The following is a 15,989-nucleotide window of genomic DNA, read 5'->3' on the forward strand; positions in this document are numbered from 1 at the left end:
GGCAAAAAACACCGGGCGGTAAACTAGATGAGCCTGAACGGCGAAACTTCAACGGAGAGCTTCGGCTCTCCGTTCTTTATTTCGGCCTCTTTCCTGCCCGCCGGTGGCGCCCGGCAGGTTCCCGCTGACTCGCGAAACCCGGTATGCTGGGCGGCTTGCCGCCGGTCGGAGATGCCTTCGTCGGATGCAACCTGCCGAGCCGATTTCCGCGCACTTGTTTCTGCGACGGACCGCCGATCCACGCGGCGTTTCCGGCGGGTTCCGGCGCGCGGATCCATCCGGTTCGTCCGACAGGGTGACAGGGGGGACGACAATGCATTTGTTGTCCCTGTCCGCGCAAGTGGACAACCACAATGTCAAACAGGAGACATACAGATGCTACCCAAGACCCTGACCTTTCTGAGTTCGATCGGCCTGGCGTTGCCGGCACTCGCAATGGCGGCGACCGAGTTGGACACCAACGGCGACGGTCTGCTGACCCTCGACGAGGTCCAGGTGGTTCTTCCCGACACCACGGCCGAAAGCTTTACTGCGATGGACGCAAATTCCGATGGCGCGCTGGACGTCGAAGAAGTCGGCATGGCGCAGGACGCCGGGCTGCTGCCCAAAGGCTGATCGGGACAAACGAAAAGCGCCTGCGGGCGTGGCCGCCTGTCCGCGCTATGCGGGCAGGTGGATGTTGAACCGAGCCCGGATCTGCGCATCCGTGATCGGGTCGAACCGGGCGGCGGATCGCTGCGACAGGATCTCTTCCTTTCGCAGACGGGCGTTTTCCAACAGGTCCGGTTTGCCGCGTTCGTCCCATTCCTTGGGCGAGGTGCGGTCGGCCAATACCGGATAGATATAGTCGGTCTGCATGCGCCCGAGGGTCTGATCCGACCCCAGGAAGTGACCCGGCCCGCCGATGCAGGTGGCGCGTATGGTTTCGAGCGAAACGGAATCCTCATCGACCTCGATCCCGCGCACGCAGCGCAGCGCCTGTCCGATCAGGTCATCGCCCAGGATCAGCGATTCAAGGCAGAACCCCAGAAGCGAGGCATGCATCCCGGCGGCTTCGTAGATCATGTTCAGGCCGGAGAGGCCCGCCATCACATTGGACATCGCCTGTTCCCATCCGGCCTGCATGTCCGGCAGTTTCGCATCGGCGATGCCGGCGGCCGCGCCGCCGGGAAGATCGTAGAACCGGTGCATCTGGGCGCAGCCGGCGGTCAGCAGCGCCTGTTCGCCCGATCCGCCCGACATCGCCCCGGTGCGCAGGTCCGACACGAAAGGCCATGTGCCGAACACCGCCGGATGACCCGGTTTCACCGCGTTGACATAGACGAGCCCGGCAAGGCATTCCGCGACCGCCTGGACGATGGCGCCGGCGATCGGGGCAGGGGCGGTCGCCCCGGCCTGACCGGCGGACAAGAGAAGGATGGGCATGCCGCCTTCGATCAGAAGCTCCATCACCTGGCAGCTTTCGGTGGCGAATTTCATCGGCGGAACGACGAAACAATTGGAATTGGACACGAAAGGCCGCGCCCGCCACTTGTCCTCGCCGCCCGCGATCATGTGCAGAAGCGCGAGCCCCTGCTGCACGAAGGACGGTTCGGTAAAGGAGACGCCGACATGTTTCGTCGTGCCCGAACAGCAGGCGTAGATCGTGTTCAGGTCCATTTCCAGGTTGTCGGGAATGTCGCGGCAGACCATCGGGCGCTGGACGAAATGGATATTGTCCAGCCGGTCGGCGATCCGCGCGGCATCGTGCAGATCCTGGACCGTCGATTCCCGGTAGACGCGGCCGCTTGCATCGACCAGATGAACCGCTGCCCCGGCGGTGCCGTAGTGGACCCGCGTTCCGCTGAGGTCCATGTCGTGGCGCGGATCGCGCCCCAGAAGCGTGACCTTGCGGTTGGCGCGGGCAATCGTGTCTTCGATCAGCGCGCGGGGAAAGCGGATCCGGCCGTCGTCGCCCAGCACCGCGCCGGCGCCGGTCATGTGGGCGATGCCGCATGCGGGCGCGTCGGCAAGTCCGATCTGTTCCAGCGCGTCCAGTGCCGCCTGGTGGATCCGTTCCATCCCGGCCTGCGTCAGGGGCGCATAGGTGCCTCCGGACAGGCCGGGGCGCACCGGGCGCAGGTGATCCGCCAGCGGGGCGGAGCGCGCGGCGCGGCGCGCGGCGCGGCCGCCGCTGCGGTTGGGCGAAGAATGTCGTGCTTGGTCGTTCATGTCGGTGATCTCTTGAGGGCAAAAAATGAGGCTGCGTCAGACGGCCTGCGGACGCCCCCGCGCGGCTCTGCCTCTTTCGGCGCCGATGGTGCGCGCCACGAGCCGGATCTTGCTGAAATCACCCTGCATGGCGTCTCCTGAACTGAACCAAGTCTGCCCGACGGCCAGGCCGGTTCTGTTCCGTTTGCGACTGGATTTGCGTCTTTTTTTGGCTCTGCCTTGAAAAGTTGCGTTTTTTTGAACACAGGTTCGATGAAACAGTCGAAAGCTTGGCGGCGCGGCGGCGGATCTGCACGTATTCTCTTGAAACCGGTTAACAATGGTGCATTTGAACGCTATAGTAGAATGTGTTCCTGTCAGAGTGGCGGACAGCGATCCGGTGGTAGGATCGGATGCTTGGCTTTGACGCAATACGCGGAGTGAAACGAATGAGAACACTTTTGTCAGCCGGGGCCATCGCAGTCATGGCAACCTCAGCCTTCGCCGGTGATTGGACAGGCGGATATGTGGGTCTTGGACTTGGCTATGGTGACGTGAACGTGACCGGAGGCATTCCCGGCGGTGAGGACTACACCTATGGAATCCACGCCGGCTACGACTACGACTTCGGCGACTGGGTCGTCGGCGGCGAGTTCGAATACGACTGGATGGACTTCGACATCGACAATGGCGCCGTCAAGCTCGACAATGTTGCGCGTCTCAAGTTCAAGGTCGGCTATGATTTCGGTCCGGCGCTCAGCTATCTGATCGCGGGCAGCACCAGGGCGTATACGTCCGGCGCCGGTGACGACACCGGTTATCTCTATGGTATTGGCGCCGCCTATGCCTTCACGCCGCAGTGGATGCTCAGCGCCGAAGTGCTGCGCCACGAGTATAGCGACTTCAACAGCACCGGCGTGGATGTCGACGCGGAAACCGTCAACCTGCGGGCGTCATTCCGCTTCTGACAGGTTGGGCGGGACAGGGAGCGCGCGTCGGCGTGACCCTTTCCGCCGGTCCGGTATCGGCCTTTGAAAAATCCGGCATTGCGCCCGCAGATCACTGCGGGCGCAAGCGTTTCGGAAGCATGAGATCGTGAAAGTATCCAGCCGCCCGAGCCGTCGCGCCGGTGAAAGTCGCGTGGCCGCCTGAATCCCGCGGTGTTCCCGCAGGCGCACTGCAATCCCTTGACATTCCGGCGATCCGGCTGACGGCTGACGGCGACCGGACAGGCGGTCATCCGGCGCGGCCGGCGGCAAAGCCGCACAGGGTCGTCAGCGCATCGGCGAAGGCGCCGTCTTCGATGGTCATTGCGACCCGGACGTGGCCGCTCGCCGCGGTGCCGAAACTTTCGCCCGGCATTACCGCGATACGATGGGTTTCAAGCAGGGCGTCGGCGAATTCCTCGCCGGTCATGCCGGTGGCGCGGATATCCAGCATCAGATACATTGCACCTTGCGACGGAACCGGAACGACTGCGTTCTGACCGGCCAGGATCGTCTGGGCGAGGGCGCGGCGGCGGCGGAACGGCTCGGCGATCTCCGCTTCCAGCGGCGCCCCCTGGTTCAGGGCAAAGACCGCCGCGTCCTGGATGAAGCCGGGAACACCGTAGGTGGTATGGGTGGCCAGGTCGATCAGGTGCGAAATGGCGTCCGCCGGCCCGACGATCCAGCCGCAGCGCGATCCGGTCATCGCGTGGGACTTCGACATTGAACCGACGACCAGCGTGCGTTCCGCCATGCCGGGCAGGGCGCGCGGAGACACATGTTCGCCCTCCCAGACCTGGGTGTCATAGACTTCATCCGAGATCAGCCAGAGATCATGGCGCGTGCAGACATCGGCAATGCCGCCCAGCGTGTCGCGGTTGTAGATCACGCCGGTCGGATTGTTCGGCGAATTGACCAGCAGCGAGGTGGCCCCGGTGGCCGCCGTGTCGAGATCGGCGGCCTGCGGTTGAAACCCGTCCTCGGGCCGCGTCCGCACCACGCGCGGGACAGCGCCGACGCCGCGCAGGGTTCCGGGGTAGGTCGCGTAGTAGGGATCGAGATACAGCGCCACGTCGCCTTCATCGCAGACTGCGGAATGGGCCGCGAACAGGGCCGCCTGGCCGCCCGGCGTGATCATCACGTTTTCCATCGTGGTCGGCACGCCGGTCCGCGCCTGCACCCTCTCCGCGACGGTCCTGCGCAAGACCGCGGTTCCGGGAACCGAAGCATAGCCTGTATGGCCCCCGCGCGCGGATTGGTTCATCGCCGCAAGAATCGCGGGATGGGTGCGGATATCATGTTCGCCGATGGTCAGTTCCGTGACCTGAACGCCCTCGGCAATCATCCTGCGGGCCTTGTTGAACAGATCCCACCCGTCGGAACCGCCGGTCAGATGGGTGATGCGATTGGACAGGTGCATGGGGATCTCCGGGATTGAAACGCCGCGAAAGGGTCAGACGCGGGCCGGAATGTCAATCGGTTGCGCGGCGGCTCACGCCGGTCGTTGAGCCGCGCCGTTCAGGGCTTGGCGGGTCCGTCGGGCTGTGGTATCGCACCTGCCATGGACCGCATCTGCATCATTATCGGCTGCATTCCCTGCTGAACTTTCCAGCGGGCCGGTTTCTGACGTTTTCATCCCTGAAACAAGTTGCTAAGCCCGCGCTGCCTGCGTGAGGATTTCGACATGACGACGATCAAGCTGCACAACACCAAGACCCGCAAGAAAGAGGTGTTCACGCCGATCGATCCCGGCAACGTGCGGATGTATGTCTGCGGCCCCACGGTCTATGACCGGGCGCATCTGGGCAACGCGCGGCCGGTGGTGGTGTTCGACGTGCTGTTCCGGCTGCTGCGGCATGTCTACGGGGAGGGTCACGTCACCTATGTGCGCAACTTCACCGATGTGGATGACAAGATCAACGCCCGCGCCGCCGAAAGCGGGCGGACGATCGGCGAGATCACGGCGGAAACCACGCAATGGTTCCTCGACGACATGGCCGCGCTCGGGGCGCTGGAACCCACGCATATGCCGCGCGCCACGCAGTATATTCCGCAGATGGTGGCGATGATCGAAGATCTGATCGCCAGGGGTCACGCCTATGCGGCCGAAGGGCATGTGCTGTTCGCGGTGGATTCATGGCGCGAACACTACGGAGCGCTGTCGGGCCGGTCGGTCGATGACATGATCGCCGGCGCCCGCGTCGAGGTCGCGCCCTACAAGAAGAACCCGATGGATTTCGTGCTGTGGAAGCCCTCCACGCCCGACCTGCCGGGCTGGGAGAGCCCCTGGGGGCGCGGGCGTCCAGGCTGGCATATCGAATGCTCGGCCATGGCCTACGAATTGCTGGGCGAGAGCTTCGACATCCACGGCGGCGGCAACGACCTGATGTTCCCGCACCACGAGAACGAGATCGCCCAGAGCTGCTGCGCCCATCCCGAAGGCGATTTCGCGCGGGTCTGGATGCATAACGAGATGCTTCAGGTCGAGGGGCGGAAGATGTCCAAATCCTTGGGCAACTTCTTCACCGTGCGCGACCTGCTGGATCAGGGCATACCGGGCGAGGTGATCCGCTTCGTGTTCCTGTCGACGCATTACCGCAAGCCGATGGATTGGACGGCGGAGAAGGCAGAGCAGGCAAAAGCCACGTTGATGGAAATTTGGTCACTGGTATCGGAAACCGTTGCGACGGAGCCATCTGTTGGGGTTATGGACGCACTGGCCGACGATTTGAATACCCCGCAGGCCATTGCCGAGATTCATGAAATGGTTTCGGAAATAAAATCGGGTTCAGGGGATCCGCGAATGCTATTCGCGTCGATGAAGCTGTTGGGACATTTCAACTTTGCACCAAGTATTAGCTCGCTGGGTTGGGGACCTTTTTCAGACGAGGAGCATCGCGCGGCAATTGACCTTGCTCGGCGTTGGATGGCGCTTCGAGTCGCGAAGGATTTCGCTGCTGCCGACCGACTAAAGACGGCGGCTTCTGAATTGGGTGTGGAGTTGAAGGTTACCAAAGAAGGCGGCCAGCAGGCGGCGCAGGCAAAATTCAACAAGAAAGTCTCGATCGAAGAGTTGGAGGCTTTGCAATGACAGTAACGTCTCACTTTTGGCGAGCCGTGCTGATAGAATGCACCAACGCCCGTGGGAACCACGGGCAGCCCCCGACCGCCCCCCCGGGCGGGGGCTTCACCCCCACCCGCGGCCGGGGGCTGCCCTTATCGCGCGAGGCGACCGCCCGATGACCCGCACCCGCCTCTATCTCTACGACACCACCCTGCGCGACGGGCAGCAGACGCAGGGGGTGCAGTTCTCCACCGCCGAGAAGGTGAAGATCGCCACCGCGCTCGATGTGCTCGGCGTCGACTACATCGAAGGCGGCTGGCCGGGCGCGAATCCGACCGACAGCGCGTTTTTCGAGGCCGCGCCGCGAACCCGCGCCCGTCTGACCGCCTTTGGCATGACCAAGCGGGCCGGCCGCTCTGCCGACAACGACGACGTTCTGGCGGCGGTGATGAACGCGGGCACTCAGACCGTCTGCCTCGTCGGCAAGGCGCATGACTATCACGTGACCGAGGCGCTCGGCATCACGCTGGAAGAGAACCTTGCCAATATCGGCGCGTCGATCGCGCATATCGTCGGGCAGGGGCGCGAGGCGCTTTTTGACGCCGAGCACTTCTTTGACGGCTACCGCGACAACCCGGACTATGCGCTCGCGGCCTGCCGCGCGGCGCTGGAGGCGGGCGCGCGCTGGATCGTGCTCTGCGACACCAATGGCGGCGCGCTGCCCTCCGACGTGGGGCGCGTGGTGGCGGAGGTGATCGCGGCCGGCATTCCGGGCGACCGTCTGGGCATCCATACCCATAACGATACCGAGAACGCGGTGGCCAACACGCTGGCCGCCGTGGATGCCGGCGCGCGGCAGGTGCAGGGCACGCTGAACGGGCTGGGCGAACGCTGCGGAAATGCCAACCTGACCTCGCTGATCCCGACGCTGCTGCTGAAGGAACCCTATGCCAGCCGCTTCGACACCGGGATCACGCCCGAGGCGCTCGCCGGGCTGACCCGGATCAGCCGGATGCTGGACGATATCCTGAACCGGGTGCCGATGCGGCAGGCGCCCTATGTCGGGGCATCGGCCTTCGCCCACAAGGCCGGGCTGCATGCCAGCGCCATCGTGAAGAACCCGTCGACCTACGAACATGTCGAACCGGAACGGGTCGGCAATGCGCGGATCATCCCGATGTCCAACCAGGCGGGACAGTCGAACCTGCGCAAGCGGCTGGCGGATGCCGGTCTGACCGTGGCGCCGAAGGATCCGGCGCTTGGCCTGATCCTCCAACGGATCAAGGCGCGCGAGGACGAAGGCTACAGCTACGACACCGCGCAGGCCAGTTTCGAACTGCTCGCCCGCGAGGCGCTGGGGCAGTTGCCGGACTTTTTCGAGGTCAAGCGCTACAAGGTGACGGTCGAGCGGCGCAAGAACAAGTATGACCGCATGGTCAGCCTGTCCGAAGCCGTGGTCGTCGTGAAGGTGGACGGTGAAAAGCGCCTGTCGGTCAGTGAATCGCTGGACGAGAGCGGCAGCGACCGCGGCCCGGTGAACGCGCTGGCCAAGGCGCTGGCCAAGGACCTGGGTCAGTATTCCGCGGTGATCGACGACATGCACCTGGTCGATTTCAAGGTGCGGATCACCCAGGGCGGCACCGAGGCCGTGACCCGCGTCATCATCGACAGCGAGGACGGCAAGGGGCGGCGCTGGTCCACCGTGGGCGTCAGCGCCAACATCGTGGACGCCAGTTTCGAAGCGCTGCTCGATGCGATCCGCTGGAAGCTGATCCGTGACGTTCAGCCCTGATCTGACCGCCTGCGCGGCGCTGGTGGAAAAGGCCGATCCGGACCGGTTCCTGTCCGCGATGGCGGCCCCGGTGGCGGCGCGGCGGGTGTTGTTCCCGATCTACGCGCTGAATGCCGAGGTGGCGCGCGCGCCCTGGGTGACGCAGGAAACCATGATCGCCGAGATGCGGCTGCAATGGTGGCGCGATGCGCTTGCGGAAATCGCCGCAGGCGGGCCGGTGCGCCGGCACGAGGTGGTGACGCCGCTGGCCGGGGTGCTGAGCGCCGACCTGGCGGCGCAGGCCGACGGGATGGTCGCCGTGCGGCGCTGGGACATCTACCGCGACCCGTTCGAGGACGCGGCGCATTTCGACCGTTACATCGACCAGACCTCGGGCACGCTGATGTGGCTCGCGGCGCGGTCGCTGGGACCGGCGGACGAAGCCGCCGTCCGCGACATCGGCTTTGCGCTGGGGCTGGCGAACTGGTTCCGCGCCATTCCCGGACTTGAGGCGCGCAAACGCATCCCGCTGCTGGATGGCACGCCCGACGGGATACGGTCGCTGGCGCGGCGCGGTCTGGACCGGCTGGCGCGGGCGCGCAGAACGCGGATCGACCGGGCGGCGCTTCCGGCGGTGCTGGCCGGTTGGCAGGCCGAAACCATCCTGACGCAGGCGGCCGCGAACCCGCTGCGCGTGGCGGAGGGAACGCTGGGCACGAGCGAGGCCCGCAAGCGGATCGGCCTGATCACAAGGGCCGCCCTGGGGCGGATCTGAACGTCAGCGGCGGCGGGTTTCCGGTTGCAGCATCAGCCAGATCAGCGCTGCCCCGGCGAGGGCCAGAAGCGGGGCCATCGCCATGTTGACCGCGGTCCAGCCTTCGACAGCGGAGCCGCCGGAACAGTTCATCAACCCGCCGGAGGCCAGCGACGCGACGGTCACGCCGCCGAACACCAGGAGATCGTTCAGGCCCTGCATGCGGCCGCGCTCTTCCGGCGCATGTGCGCCCGCCAGCATGGAGGTCGCGCCGATGAAGCCGAAATTCCAGCCGAGTCCCAGGAGGATCAGCGCGACGAAGAAATTTTCCAGTTCGACGCCATGCAGCGCCACCGCGCCGGCTCCGGCGAGAATGACCAGTCCCAGCGCCACGATCCGTTCGACCCCGAACCGCGCGATCAGGTGGCCGGTGAAGAACGACGGCGCGAACATGGCCAGCACATGCGCCGATACGATGTCCGCAGCATTGCCCTTGGTATATCCGCAGCCGACGACGGCCAGCGGCGTCGAAGTCATGACGAGGTTCATCAGCGCATAGGACACCATCCCGCAGATCACCGCCACGGCGATACGCGGGGTGGTGATCAGTTCCCACCGGGTGCGGCCGCGCGGGCTGTCCGCCGAGGGAGCAGGGGGTTTCGGGATGTCGATGAAGAAGAACAGCAGCGATCCGAGGACATTCACCGCGATCACCGCCAGATAGGTGCCGACGAAGGGAATGACAAAGGCATCGCTGGTCGCCTTGACCAGTTGCGGCCCGATGACGGCGGAGACCAGCCCGCCCGCCATCACGTAGGAAATCGCCTTGGGGCGGAAGGCGTCGGACGCCGTATCTGCGGCGGCGAAGCGGTAGAATCCCTGCGCGCTCATGTAGATGCCGGTCAGGAAACTGCCTGCCAGGAAGACCGGGAACGACCCGAGATAGAGACCGTAGGCGCCGACCGTGCCCCCGGCGGCCCCGCCGAGCGCGCCGATGAAGAAACCGGTGCGGCGGCCGAACTTCTGCATGATGGCGGAAATCGGCGTCGCCGACAGCATGGACCCGAGCACGATCAGCGAAATCGGCAAGGTCGCAAGGCAGACGTTGCTGGCCAGAGACTGACCGGCCAATCCGCCGATGGTAAAGATCATCGGCATCTGGGCGCCCAGAAAGGCCTGGGCCGCCACCAGTATCCAGACATTCCGTCTGGCGCGTCTGTCGTCGATCTGATCGGTCATTCCGGTTGGTTATATTCGGGGCGCGCGATATACAAGCGTCTTGCAGCGGACTGCTGCGGGCGTAGTCTGCGGGCATGACGCTGATCGGGTCCACAAGACGACATCTTCTGCTGCTGGCCGGATCCGGAGAGGCGCGCGAGATCGCCGCCGCCCTGTCCGGGGTGCGGGACTGGTCGGTGACGGCCTCGCTGCTCTTTCCGGAACGCAGCACCGGGCCGTTGCCGGTGCCGACCCGGCTGGGCCGGTTTGGCGGCGAAGACGGAATGGCGCGGTTCCTGACCTCCGAGCGGGTGGATGCGGTGCTGGATGCGACGCACCCTTTCGCCAGTCAGATCACCGCCCAGTCGGCGCGGGTCTGCGCCCGGCTGGCGCTTCCCTTCGCCCAGGTCTTGCGGCCCGCCTGGACGCCGGGGACGGGCGACAGATGGACCGAGGTCGCCAACGAGGCCGCGGTCGCCGCCTTCCTGCGCCCCGGACAGCGGGTTTTCACGACCACGGGGCGCGCCACGCTCGACCAGCTGGTATCCCGCAGTCCGGCGCGGTTCTTCGTGCGCCAGCTTGAACCGCGGGACGCGACGGACGGTTATCGGAACGTGCGCTATGTCACCGGGCAGGGGCCGTTTTCGGTGGAAGAGGAACTGGACACGCTGCGCGACCTGAAGATCGATGTCCTGGTGTGCAAGAACAGCGGCGGCGCGCCGAGCCACACGAAGCTCGATGCGGCGCGGAAACTGGGACTGCCGGTGATTCTGGTCGCCCGTCCGCCGCAGCCCGATGTGCTGCGGCTGGAAACCGTTTCCGCCGCGCTCGACTGGGTGGAAGGGCTGTGAGCGTCGGTCGGATCATTCGCAGCGATGCCTGCGTGTCCGAAGGCGCGGCCTGGCTGGCGGAACGCGACCCGCGGTTTGCCGCGGCGCTGCGCGAGACCGGTCCGCTGCCGTTGCGCCGCAAGCCCGACGGGTTTGACGCCCTGCTCAACGCCATCGTGAGCCAGCAGGTCAGCGTCGCCTCGGCAGATGCGATCTGGAACCGGATGCGGGAGGCGGGGCTGACCGGTGCGGACCGGATCGCGGCCAGTTCGGACGATGACCTGCGCGCCGTCGGGCTGAGCCGCCAGAAGATGCGCTATTCCCGTGCCCTGGCCGATGTCGGGATCGACTTCGACATGCTGCGCGTCACGCCGACGGAGCAGGTGATCGCCACGCTGACAGAGGTGCCGGGGATCGGCGTCTGGACCGCCGAGATCTACGCCATGTTCAGCCTGGGGCGCGCCGACGTCTTCGCGCCCGGCGACCTGGCGTTGCAGGAAGCCGCGCGCGTCCTGTTCGACCTGCCGGAACGGCCGAAGGAACGCGCCCTGCGCGCCCTGGCCGAAGACTGGTCGCCCTGGCGGTCGGTGGCGGCGCGGCTCTTGTGGTCCTACTATCGCGTCACCACGACCCAGCGGGGAATTTCGGATTAGGTCGCGGTCAGTCCTCCACCGGGCTCCAGTCTCCGGTCGGATCGTAAAGCGTCATGTCCGCCGCCAGTTCCAGGGTGTTTTCCCCGAGATCCGCCTGAAGGATCACGCCGTTTTCGGACACCATGAAGCTGTGCACGCCGGATTCGCCGTAGTTTGCGGGAACCGCCAGCAAGGCGTGACCGCCGACCATCTGGTCGTTGACCAGATAGCTCATCGCGCCGCCGGGGGCGGCGTCGGTCTGGCCTTCGAGGATACGGAAGTAATAGCCGCCGAACGGTTCCGGAGACCGGTCCTCGACACCGTCATTATAGCCGAAAACCGACGCCCGCGCGAGATTCGCACCCATCGGGCTGTTCTGTCCGGGCCAGAACAGGCCGTCGCGATCCTCGGCGGAAGAGATGATCCGGCGCGCGAATTCCATCACGCCGTCGCCATCCTGATCGACCAGCCGGAAGGCCATTTGTACGTCCCCGTAGGCGTCCAGCAGGTCAATGACGTCCAGTTCGTTGCCGCCGATCTCCCGCGCCGTCACCTCGGCATATCCGGCATCGGCGTCAAAGCCCCAGCCGTCGCCGGTCCGGGCGATCGGGACGGGGAAGGGCCAGCCGTCTTCTCCGAGGGCGAGAACCACGGATCCATCGTCTTGCGGTTCGAGGCGATAGCCTTCGCGATACATGGTCAGAATGGCGATCCGGTTGATCCGGTCCTCGACGGAATCGCCGCTGAGCAGGAGATCCCTGTTCTCCGGGCCGAACACGGTCAGGAGCGCTTCCTGATCCGAGGCGTTCAGCGCGTCCATGAAGGCCATGACGGTATCGGTGGGCGAGCCGTAGATGGCGGGCTCTGCGACAAGGGCGGTTGCGGAAAGGCTGGCGATGGTCAGCCCGCTGACAAAAATGCGCTTCATGGTCCTATCTCCGCCTGCTGCCGGCTTTGTGCGCGCCGCCGCCCCGATGTGATGCCGCCCGCGCCTTGTGGGACGGCGCGCGTTTCGCCATGGCCGTCGGTTTGCGCGCCGGCGCGGCTTTCCGGATGGCCTGCTTGTTGGCCGCGGGCTTCTTGACGGCCGGTTTCTTGACGGCGGGTTTGTGGGCGACGGCCTTGGAGGCCGCGGGTCCGTTGCGCGCCGGCTTGGTCCTGTCGATCGCGCCCTGCTTCACCCCCTCCGGACGTTTGGACGGGCGCTGGACATTGGCGATCTGGTCGCGGTTACCGGGACGGCTGATGTCGGCGACGCCGGCCCGGTCCGACAGGTTGGCCCGCAGCGCGTCGCCGCGGCTGTCGCCCTTGTCGATCGGCAGCTTCGTCTTGCCCTCCGGTCCGCGCCTGTCCGCGATCTTGTGTTGCGCGTCGCGCTTGCGCTTGTCGTCCGGGCGCCATTCCCTGTCGCCAAGATCGATCGAGTTGCCGATGTTGACGTTGCCGTCCACGTCCAGGTCGATGTTCGGGTTCCGGATGATGCCGCCGCTGCCGCCCCCCCAGCCGCCGCAGTTCCGGCAGCCCCAGTAGTCGTTCCAGGGGTCGTCATTGTCAAAGATCGCATCCATCACCGCAAAGGTGCCGAAGGCCACCGCCCCGGCCATCAGGGCGTCCCCGACATCGCTGCCGTTGTCCGCATAGACCACCTGCGGATCGTATTGCGGGACATAGACCACTTCCGGATCGGTCGGCTGGATGATGACGTCGTCATCGCTGCTGACTTCGACGGTCTGGGCGTCGCCGCTGATCAGGGCGCCGTTGTCGATGGCCTGCTTGCGCATGGTCTGCACGCCCTGCATCACGTCGTCGCTCTGCGCGAGCATCGCGTTGCCCATCGCCTCTGTCCATTCCACATGGGTGGCCATGTCGGTCACGACGCTGGGAAAGGCGGTGGCCAGCACCTCGACGCTGGAATCGTATCCCTGGGATTCGATTTCGGCCTGAAGCGCATCCTGGCCGGTGTCCTGGTTCATCGCCAGCAGGCGGTCGGCCTTCATCACGTCCAGCGGATAGGTGGAGGCCACGAGGATCTGCACGAGGAGTGTGTCCGGGTAGAGCGCGACCGGCGCCACCAGGGTTTCGATTTCCGCCTGGGTCAGAAGTTCCTCCGGCGCGACGGCATCTTCGGCATCTGTCTCCTGGGTCTGGGCCTGCGCCACCGGGGCGGCAAGCACGCTCAGCGAAAGACACAGGGCGGTCAGGTTTCTGGTCACGGGCGTCCTCCCATTTTCCGGTTGAGTCAACGCTAGGGTCTGCGGGCGACAATGCAACGGTTTTCTCGCCGGAGGATGTCCGGGCGAACCGGCCGGCAGGGGGGCGCGGGGCTTATGTCTTGCCTGTCCTGCGCGGGCGTGCCAGAACCGGTCCGGACAGGGCAGGCTTGCCGGGTCCGCGCGGACTCGCCGGACAGCCGCAAAACAGGGCGAGGACCGACATGACGCGCGTATTGAATGCGGACCGCAGGGAACCGCAGTCCGGAACGACCCGGTCCGTCGTGGTTTTCCTGCATGGCTACGGGGCCAATGGCGCGGATCTGCTGGGGCTTGCGGATCCGCTGGGCGAACACCTGCGGGATACGCTGTTCGTGGCGCCGGACGCGCCGGAAACCATTCCCGGAATGCCGATGGGGTTCCAGTGGTTCCCGATCCCCTGGATCGACGGATCGAGCGAGGAAGAGGCGGAACGCGGCATGGCGGCGGCGGTGCAGGACCTGAACGCATTCCTGGATGCGCTCATGGTGGACGAGGACGTTCTGCCGGAACAGGTCGTGCTGTTCGGATTTTCGCAGGGCACGATGATGGCGCTGCATGTCGCGCCCCGCCGCGAAGATGCCGTGGCCGGGGTGGTGGCGTTTTCCGGGCGGCTCCTGTCGCCGGAAACGCTCGCCGAAGAGGTGGTGGTGCGCCCGCCGGTCTTGCTGGTGCATGGCGACGCCGACGACGTGGTGCCGCCGCAATCGCTGCCGCAGGCGGCGCAGGCGTTGCAGGACGCCGGGTTCGTGGATGTCTACGCGCATGTGATGAAGGGCACCGGGCATGGCATCGCGCCGGACGGGCTGAGCGTGGCGCTCGCCTTCATGCGCGACAAGCTCAGTCTCTGAGAGAGGGGAACCACCCATGCTGATCGTGACCGGCATCATCGAGATCAACCCGGAAAATATCGGCCCGGCGCAGGCCGCGGCGATCAGGATGATGGAGGAAACCCGCAAGGAGGCGGGGTGCCACATCTACGAGTTTTCGCAGCTCATCGAGGCCCCGCACCGGTTCCGCGTCTACGAGGAATGGCAGGATGCGGCGGCGCTGAAGGCGCATGGCGAATCCGCCCACATGGCCGCCTTCCGCGAGGCTTTGGGCGAGATCGGGGTCATTTCCCGCGAGATCGAGACCATCGAGGCGGGGGCGCGGGCCAGGATCTGAGCCGGGATCAGTCCCAGAGCCGGGGTTCGGCGAATTCGACCGAATTGCCCGCCGGGTCGCGCACGTAAAGCGAATGGGCGCTGTTGGGCCAGTCGAATTCCGCGTCCACCGCGACACCTGCGGCCAGCAGCCGCGCCCGCATCGCGGCGATCTCTTCGCGCGGCATCGCGAAGCACACATGCCCCGGTCCGCGCGCCCCGTGCGGCGGCACCGGCAGGCGCGGGTTGCGGGTCGGGATTTCGGTCTGGTCCGGGTTGAACACCAGCAGCACGGCAGGGCCGACGCGGAAGAACACATGCCGGCCGGCGACCGTCTGAAACGCCTCAAGCCCCAGTAATCCCTGGTAGAATCCGGTCGCGGCATCGAGATCGTCGACATAGAGCGCGGTTTCGAGGATCGCGTGCGGAACGGGGTGGGGCCTGTCCTTGTCCATGACGGCAGTCTATCAGGGCCGCGCGCCCCTGTCAGGGGGCGGCAGGTCGTCCCAGGCGCCGGGCGGCAGGCCGGCGAGGCTCCAGCGGCCGATCCGGTGGCGGATCAGGCGCAGGGTCGGGTGGCCGACGGCGGCGGTCATCCGCCGGATCTGGCGGTTGCGCCCTTCGGAGATCGTCAGTTCGATCCAGCAATCGGGCACCGACTTGCGCAGCCGGATCGGCGGAACCCGCGGCCAGAGGCCGGCGGGCGGGTCGATGCGGCGGACGCCGGCGGGCCGGGTGGGGCCGTCCTTCAGGGTCACGCCGCTGCGCAGCCGGTCGAGGGTGGCATCGTCCGGCAGGCCTTCGACCTGCACCCAATAGGTCTTTTCCATCTTGTGGCGGGGGTCGGAAATCCGGGCCTGAAGCCTGCCGTCGTCGGTCAGCAGCATCAGCCCCTCGCTGTCCCGGTCCAGCCGTCCGGCCGGGTAGACGCCGGGCAGGTCGATGAAATCCGACAGGGTGCGGCGCGGCGAACCCGCGATGCCGCGATCGGTGAACTGGGGCAGCACGTCGAAGGGTTTGTTGAAGCGGATCAGCCGGGTCATCCGCCAGCCATAGCGCAGGCCGCGAAACCTGTCATGCCCCCGTTACCGTGCGGATGCAGCATGCGGGCGGAAAGCGACCGATATCTAGTGATAAAACAGGGCTTGCC

General features: G+C 66.0%; 16 protein-coding genes. 9 read left to right on the top strand and 7 right to left on the bottom strand.

The window, feature by feature from the left end; genetic code table 11:
* Positions 1 to 375 precede the first annotated feature (375 nt).
* On the top strand, positions 376 to 615 hold the full coding sequence (locus tag QO034_RS05125; RefSeq protein WP_284484429.1) for an EF-hand domain-containing protein: 240 nt from the start codon (positions 376 to 378) through the stop codon (positions 613 to 615).
* Positions 616 to 660: 45 nt separating this feature from the next.
* On the opposite strand, the gene QO034_RS05130 is transcribed toward QO034_RS05125, so the two are convergent.
* Positions 661 to 2,211 (bottom strand): trimethylamine methyltransferase family protein, encoded by a 1,551-nt coding sequence (locus QO034_RS05130; RefSeq protein ID WP_284484430.1) that lies wholly within the window; start codon positions 2,209 to 2,211, stop codon positions 661 to 663.
* A 428-nt stretch (positions 2,212 to 2,639) separates the two neighbouring features.
* Between QO034_RS05130 and QO034_RS05135 the strand changes: the two genes are divergently transcribed.
* The gene (locus QO034_RS05135) at positions 2,640 to 3,158 is read left to right on the top strand and encodes an outer membrane protein (RefSeq protein WP_284484431.1); all 519 of its coding nucleotides are present in this window, start codon (positions 2,640 to 2,642) and stop codon (positions 3,156 to 3,158) included.
* Between the two features lie 268 nt (positions 3,159 to 3,426).
* On the opposite strand, the gene QO034_RS05140 is transcribed toward QO034_RS05135, so the two are convergent.
* Positions 3,427 to 4,596, bottom strand: coding sequence for a pyridoxal phosphate-dependent aminotransferase (locus QO034_RS05140; RefSeq protein WP_284484432.1), 1,170 nt, complete (start codon positions 4,594 to 4,596; stop codon positions 3,427 to 3,429).
* Between the two features lie 264 nt (positions 4,597 to 4,860).
* Here QO034_RS05140 and cysS point away from each other — a divergent pair, with 264 nt between their 5' ends.
* From cysS to QO034_RS05155, 3 genes are all read left to right on the top strand, one after another.
* On the top strand, positions 4,861 to 6,267 hold the full coding sequence (cysS, locus tag QO034_RS05145; protein ID WP_284484433.1) for a cysteine--tRNA ligase: 1,407 nt from the start codon (positions 4,861 to 4,863) through the stop codon (positions 6,265 to 6,267).
* Positions 6,268 to 6,415: 148 nt separating this feature from the next.
* Positions 6,416 to 8,032, top strand: a complete 1,617-nt coding sequence (gene cimA / locus QO034_RS05150; protein WP_284484434.1) for a citramalate synthase — start codon at positions 6,416 to 6,418, stop codon at positions 8,030 to 8,032.
* Positions 8,016 to 8,786 (top strand): squalene/phytoene synthase family protein, encoded by a 771-nt coding sequence (locus tag QO034_RS05155; RefSeq protein WP_284484435.1) that lies wholly within the window; start codon positions 8,016 to 8,018, stop codon positions 8,784 to 8,786. Before cimA ends, QO034_RS05155 begins: the two co-directional genes overlap by 17 nt.
* Positions 8,787 to 8,789: 3 nt before the next feature.
* Here the strand turns inward: QO034_RS05155 and QO034_RS05160 are convergent, their stop codons facing one another.
* Entirely contained in the window at positions 8,790 to 10,004 is a 1,215-nt protein-coding gene (locus tag QO034_RS05160; protein WP_284484436.1) for an MFS transporter, read from the bottom strand.
* A 74-nt stretch (positions 10,005 to 10,078) separates the two neighbouring features.
* Between QO034_RS05160 and QO034_RS05165 the strand changes: the two genes are divergently transcribed.
* Positions 10,079 to 10,834 (top strand): cobalt-precorrin-6A reductase, encoded by a 756-nt coding sequence (locus QO034_RS05165; protein WP_284484437.1) that lies wholly within the window; start codon positions 10,079 to 10,081, stop codon positions 10,832 to 10,834.
* Positions 10,831 to 11,466, top strand: a complete 636-nt coding sequence (locus tag QO034_RS05170; RefSeq protein ID WP_284484438.1) for a DNA-3-methyladenine glycosylase family protein — start codon at positions 10,831 to 10,833, stop codon at positions 11,464 to 11,466. The genes QO034_RS05165 and QO034_RS05170 overlap by 4 nt, the downstream gene beginning before the upstream one ends.
* 7 nt (positions 11,467 to 11,473) lie before the next feature.
* Here QO034_RS05170 and QO034_RS05175 read toward each other — a convergent pair whose 3' ends face one another.
* Together QO034_RS05175 and QO034_RS05180 are read right to left on the bottom strand one after the other, a co-directional pair.
* Positions 11,474 to 12,373: a DUF2950 family protein gene (locus QO034_RS05175; RefSeq protein ID WP_284484439.1), complete on the bottom strand. Its 900-nt coding sequence runs from the start codon at positions 12,371 to 12,373 to the stop codon at positions 11,474 to 11,476.
* Between the two features lie 4 nt (positions 12,374 to 12,377).
* Positions 12,378 to 13,658, bottom strand: coding sequence for a DUF3300 domain-containing protein (locus QO034_RS05180; RefSeq protein WP_284484440.1), 1,281 nt, complete (start codon positions 13,656 to 13,658; stop codon positions 12,378 to 12,380).
* A gap of 221 nt (positions 13,659 to 13,879) precedes the next feature.
* Here QO034_RS05180 and QO034_RS05185 point away from each other — a divergent pair, with 221 nt between their 5' ends.
* On the top strand, positions 13,880 to 14,545 hold the full coding sequence (locus QO034_RS05185; RefSeq protein ID WP_284484441.1) for an alpha/beta hydrolase: 666 nt from the start codon (positions 13,880 to 13,882) through the stop codon (positions 14,543 to 14,545).
* 16 nt (positions 14,546 to 14,561) lie between these two features.
* Complete coding sequence (locus QO034_RS05190; protein ID WP_284484442.1) at positions 14,562 to 14,861, top strand: putative quinol monooxygenase; 300 nt, start codon at positions 14,562 to 14,564, stop codon at positions 14,859 to 14,861.
* A 7-nt stretch (positions 14,862 to 14,868) separates the two neighbouring features.
* On the opposite strand, the gene QO034_RS05195 is transcribed toward QO034_RS05190, so the two are convergent.
* Positions 14,869 to 15,294: a VOC family protein gene (locus tag QO034_RS05195; protein WP_284484443.1), complete on the bottom strand. Its 426-nt coding sequence runs from the start codon at positions 15,292 to 15,294 to the stop codon at positions 14,869 to 14,871.
* Positions 15,295 to 15,306: 12 nt separating this feature from the next.
* Complete coding sequence (locus tag QO034_RS05200; protein WP_284484444.1) at positions 15,307 to 15,882, bottom strand: pseudouridine synthase; 576 nt, start codon at positions 15,880 to 15,882, stop codon at positions 15,307 to 15,309.
* Positions 15,883 to 15,989 lie beyond the last annotated feature (107 nt).

The organism is Sedimentitalea xiamensis, assembly GCF_030164465.1.
Classification (GTDB): Bacteria; Pseudomonadota; Alphaproteobacteria; order Rhodobacterales; family Rhodobacteraceae; genus Sedimentitalea; species Sedimentitalea xiamensis.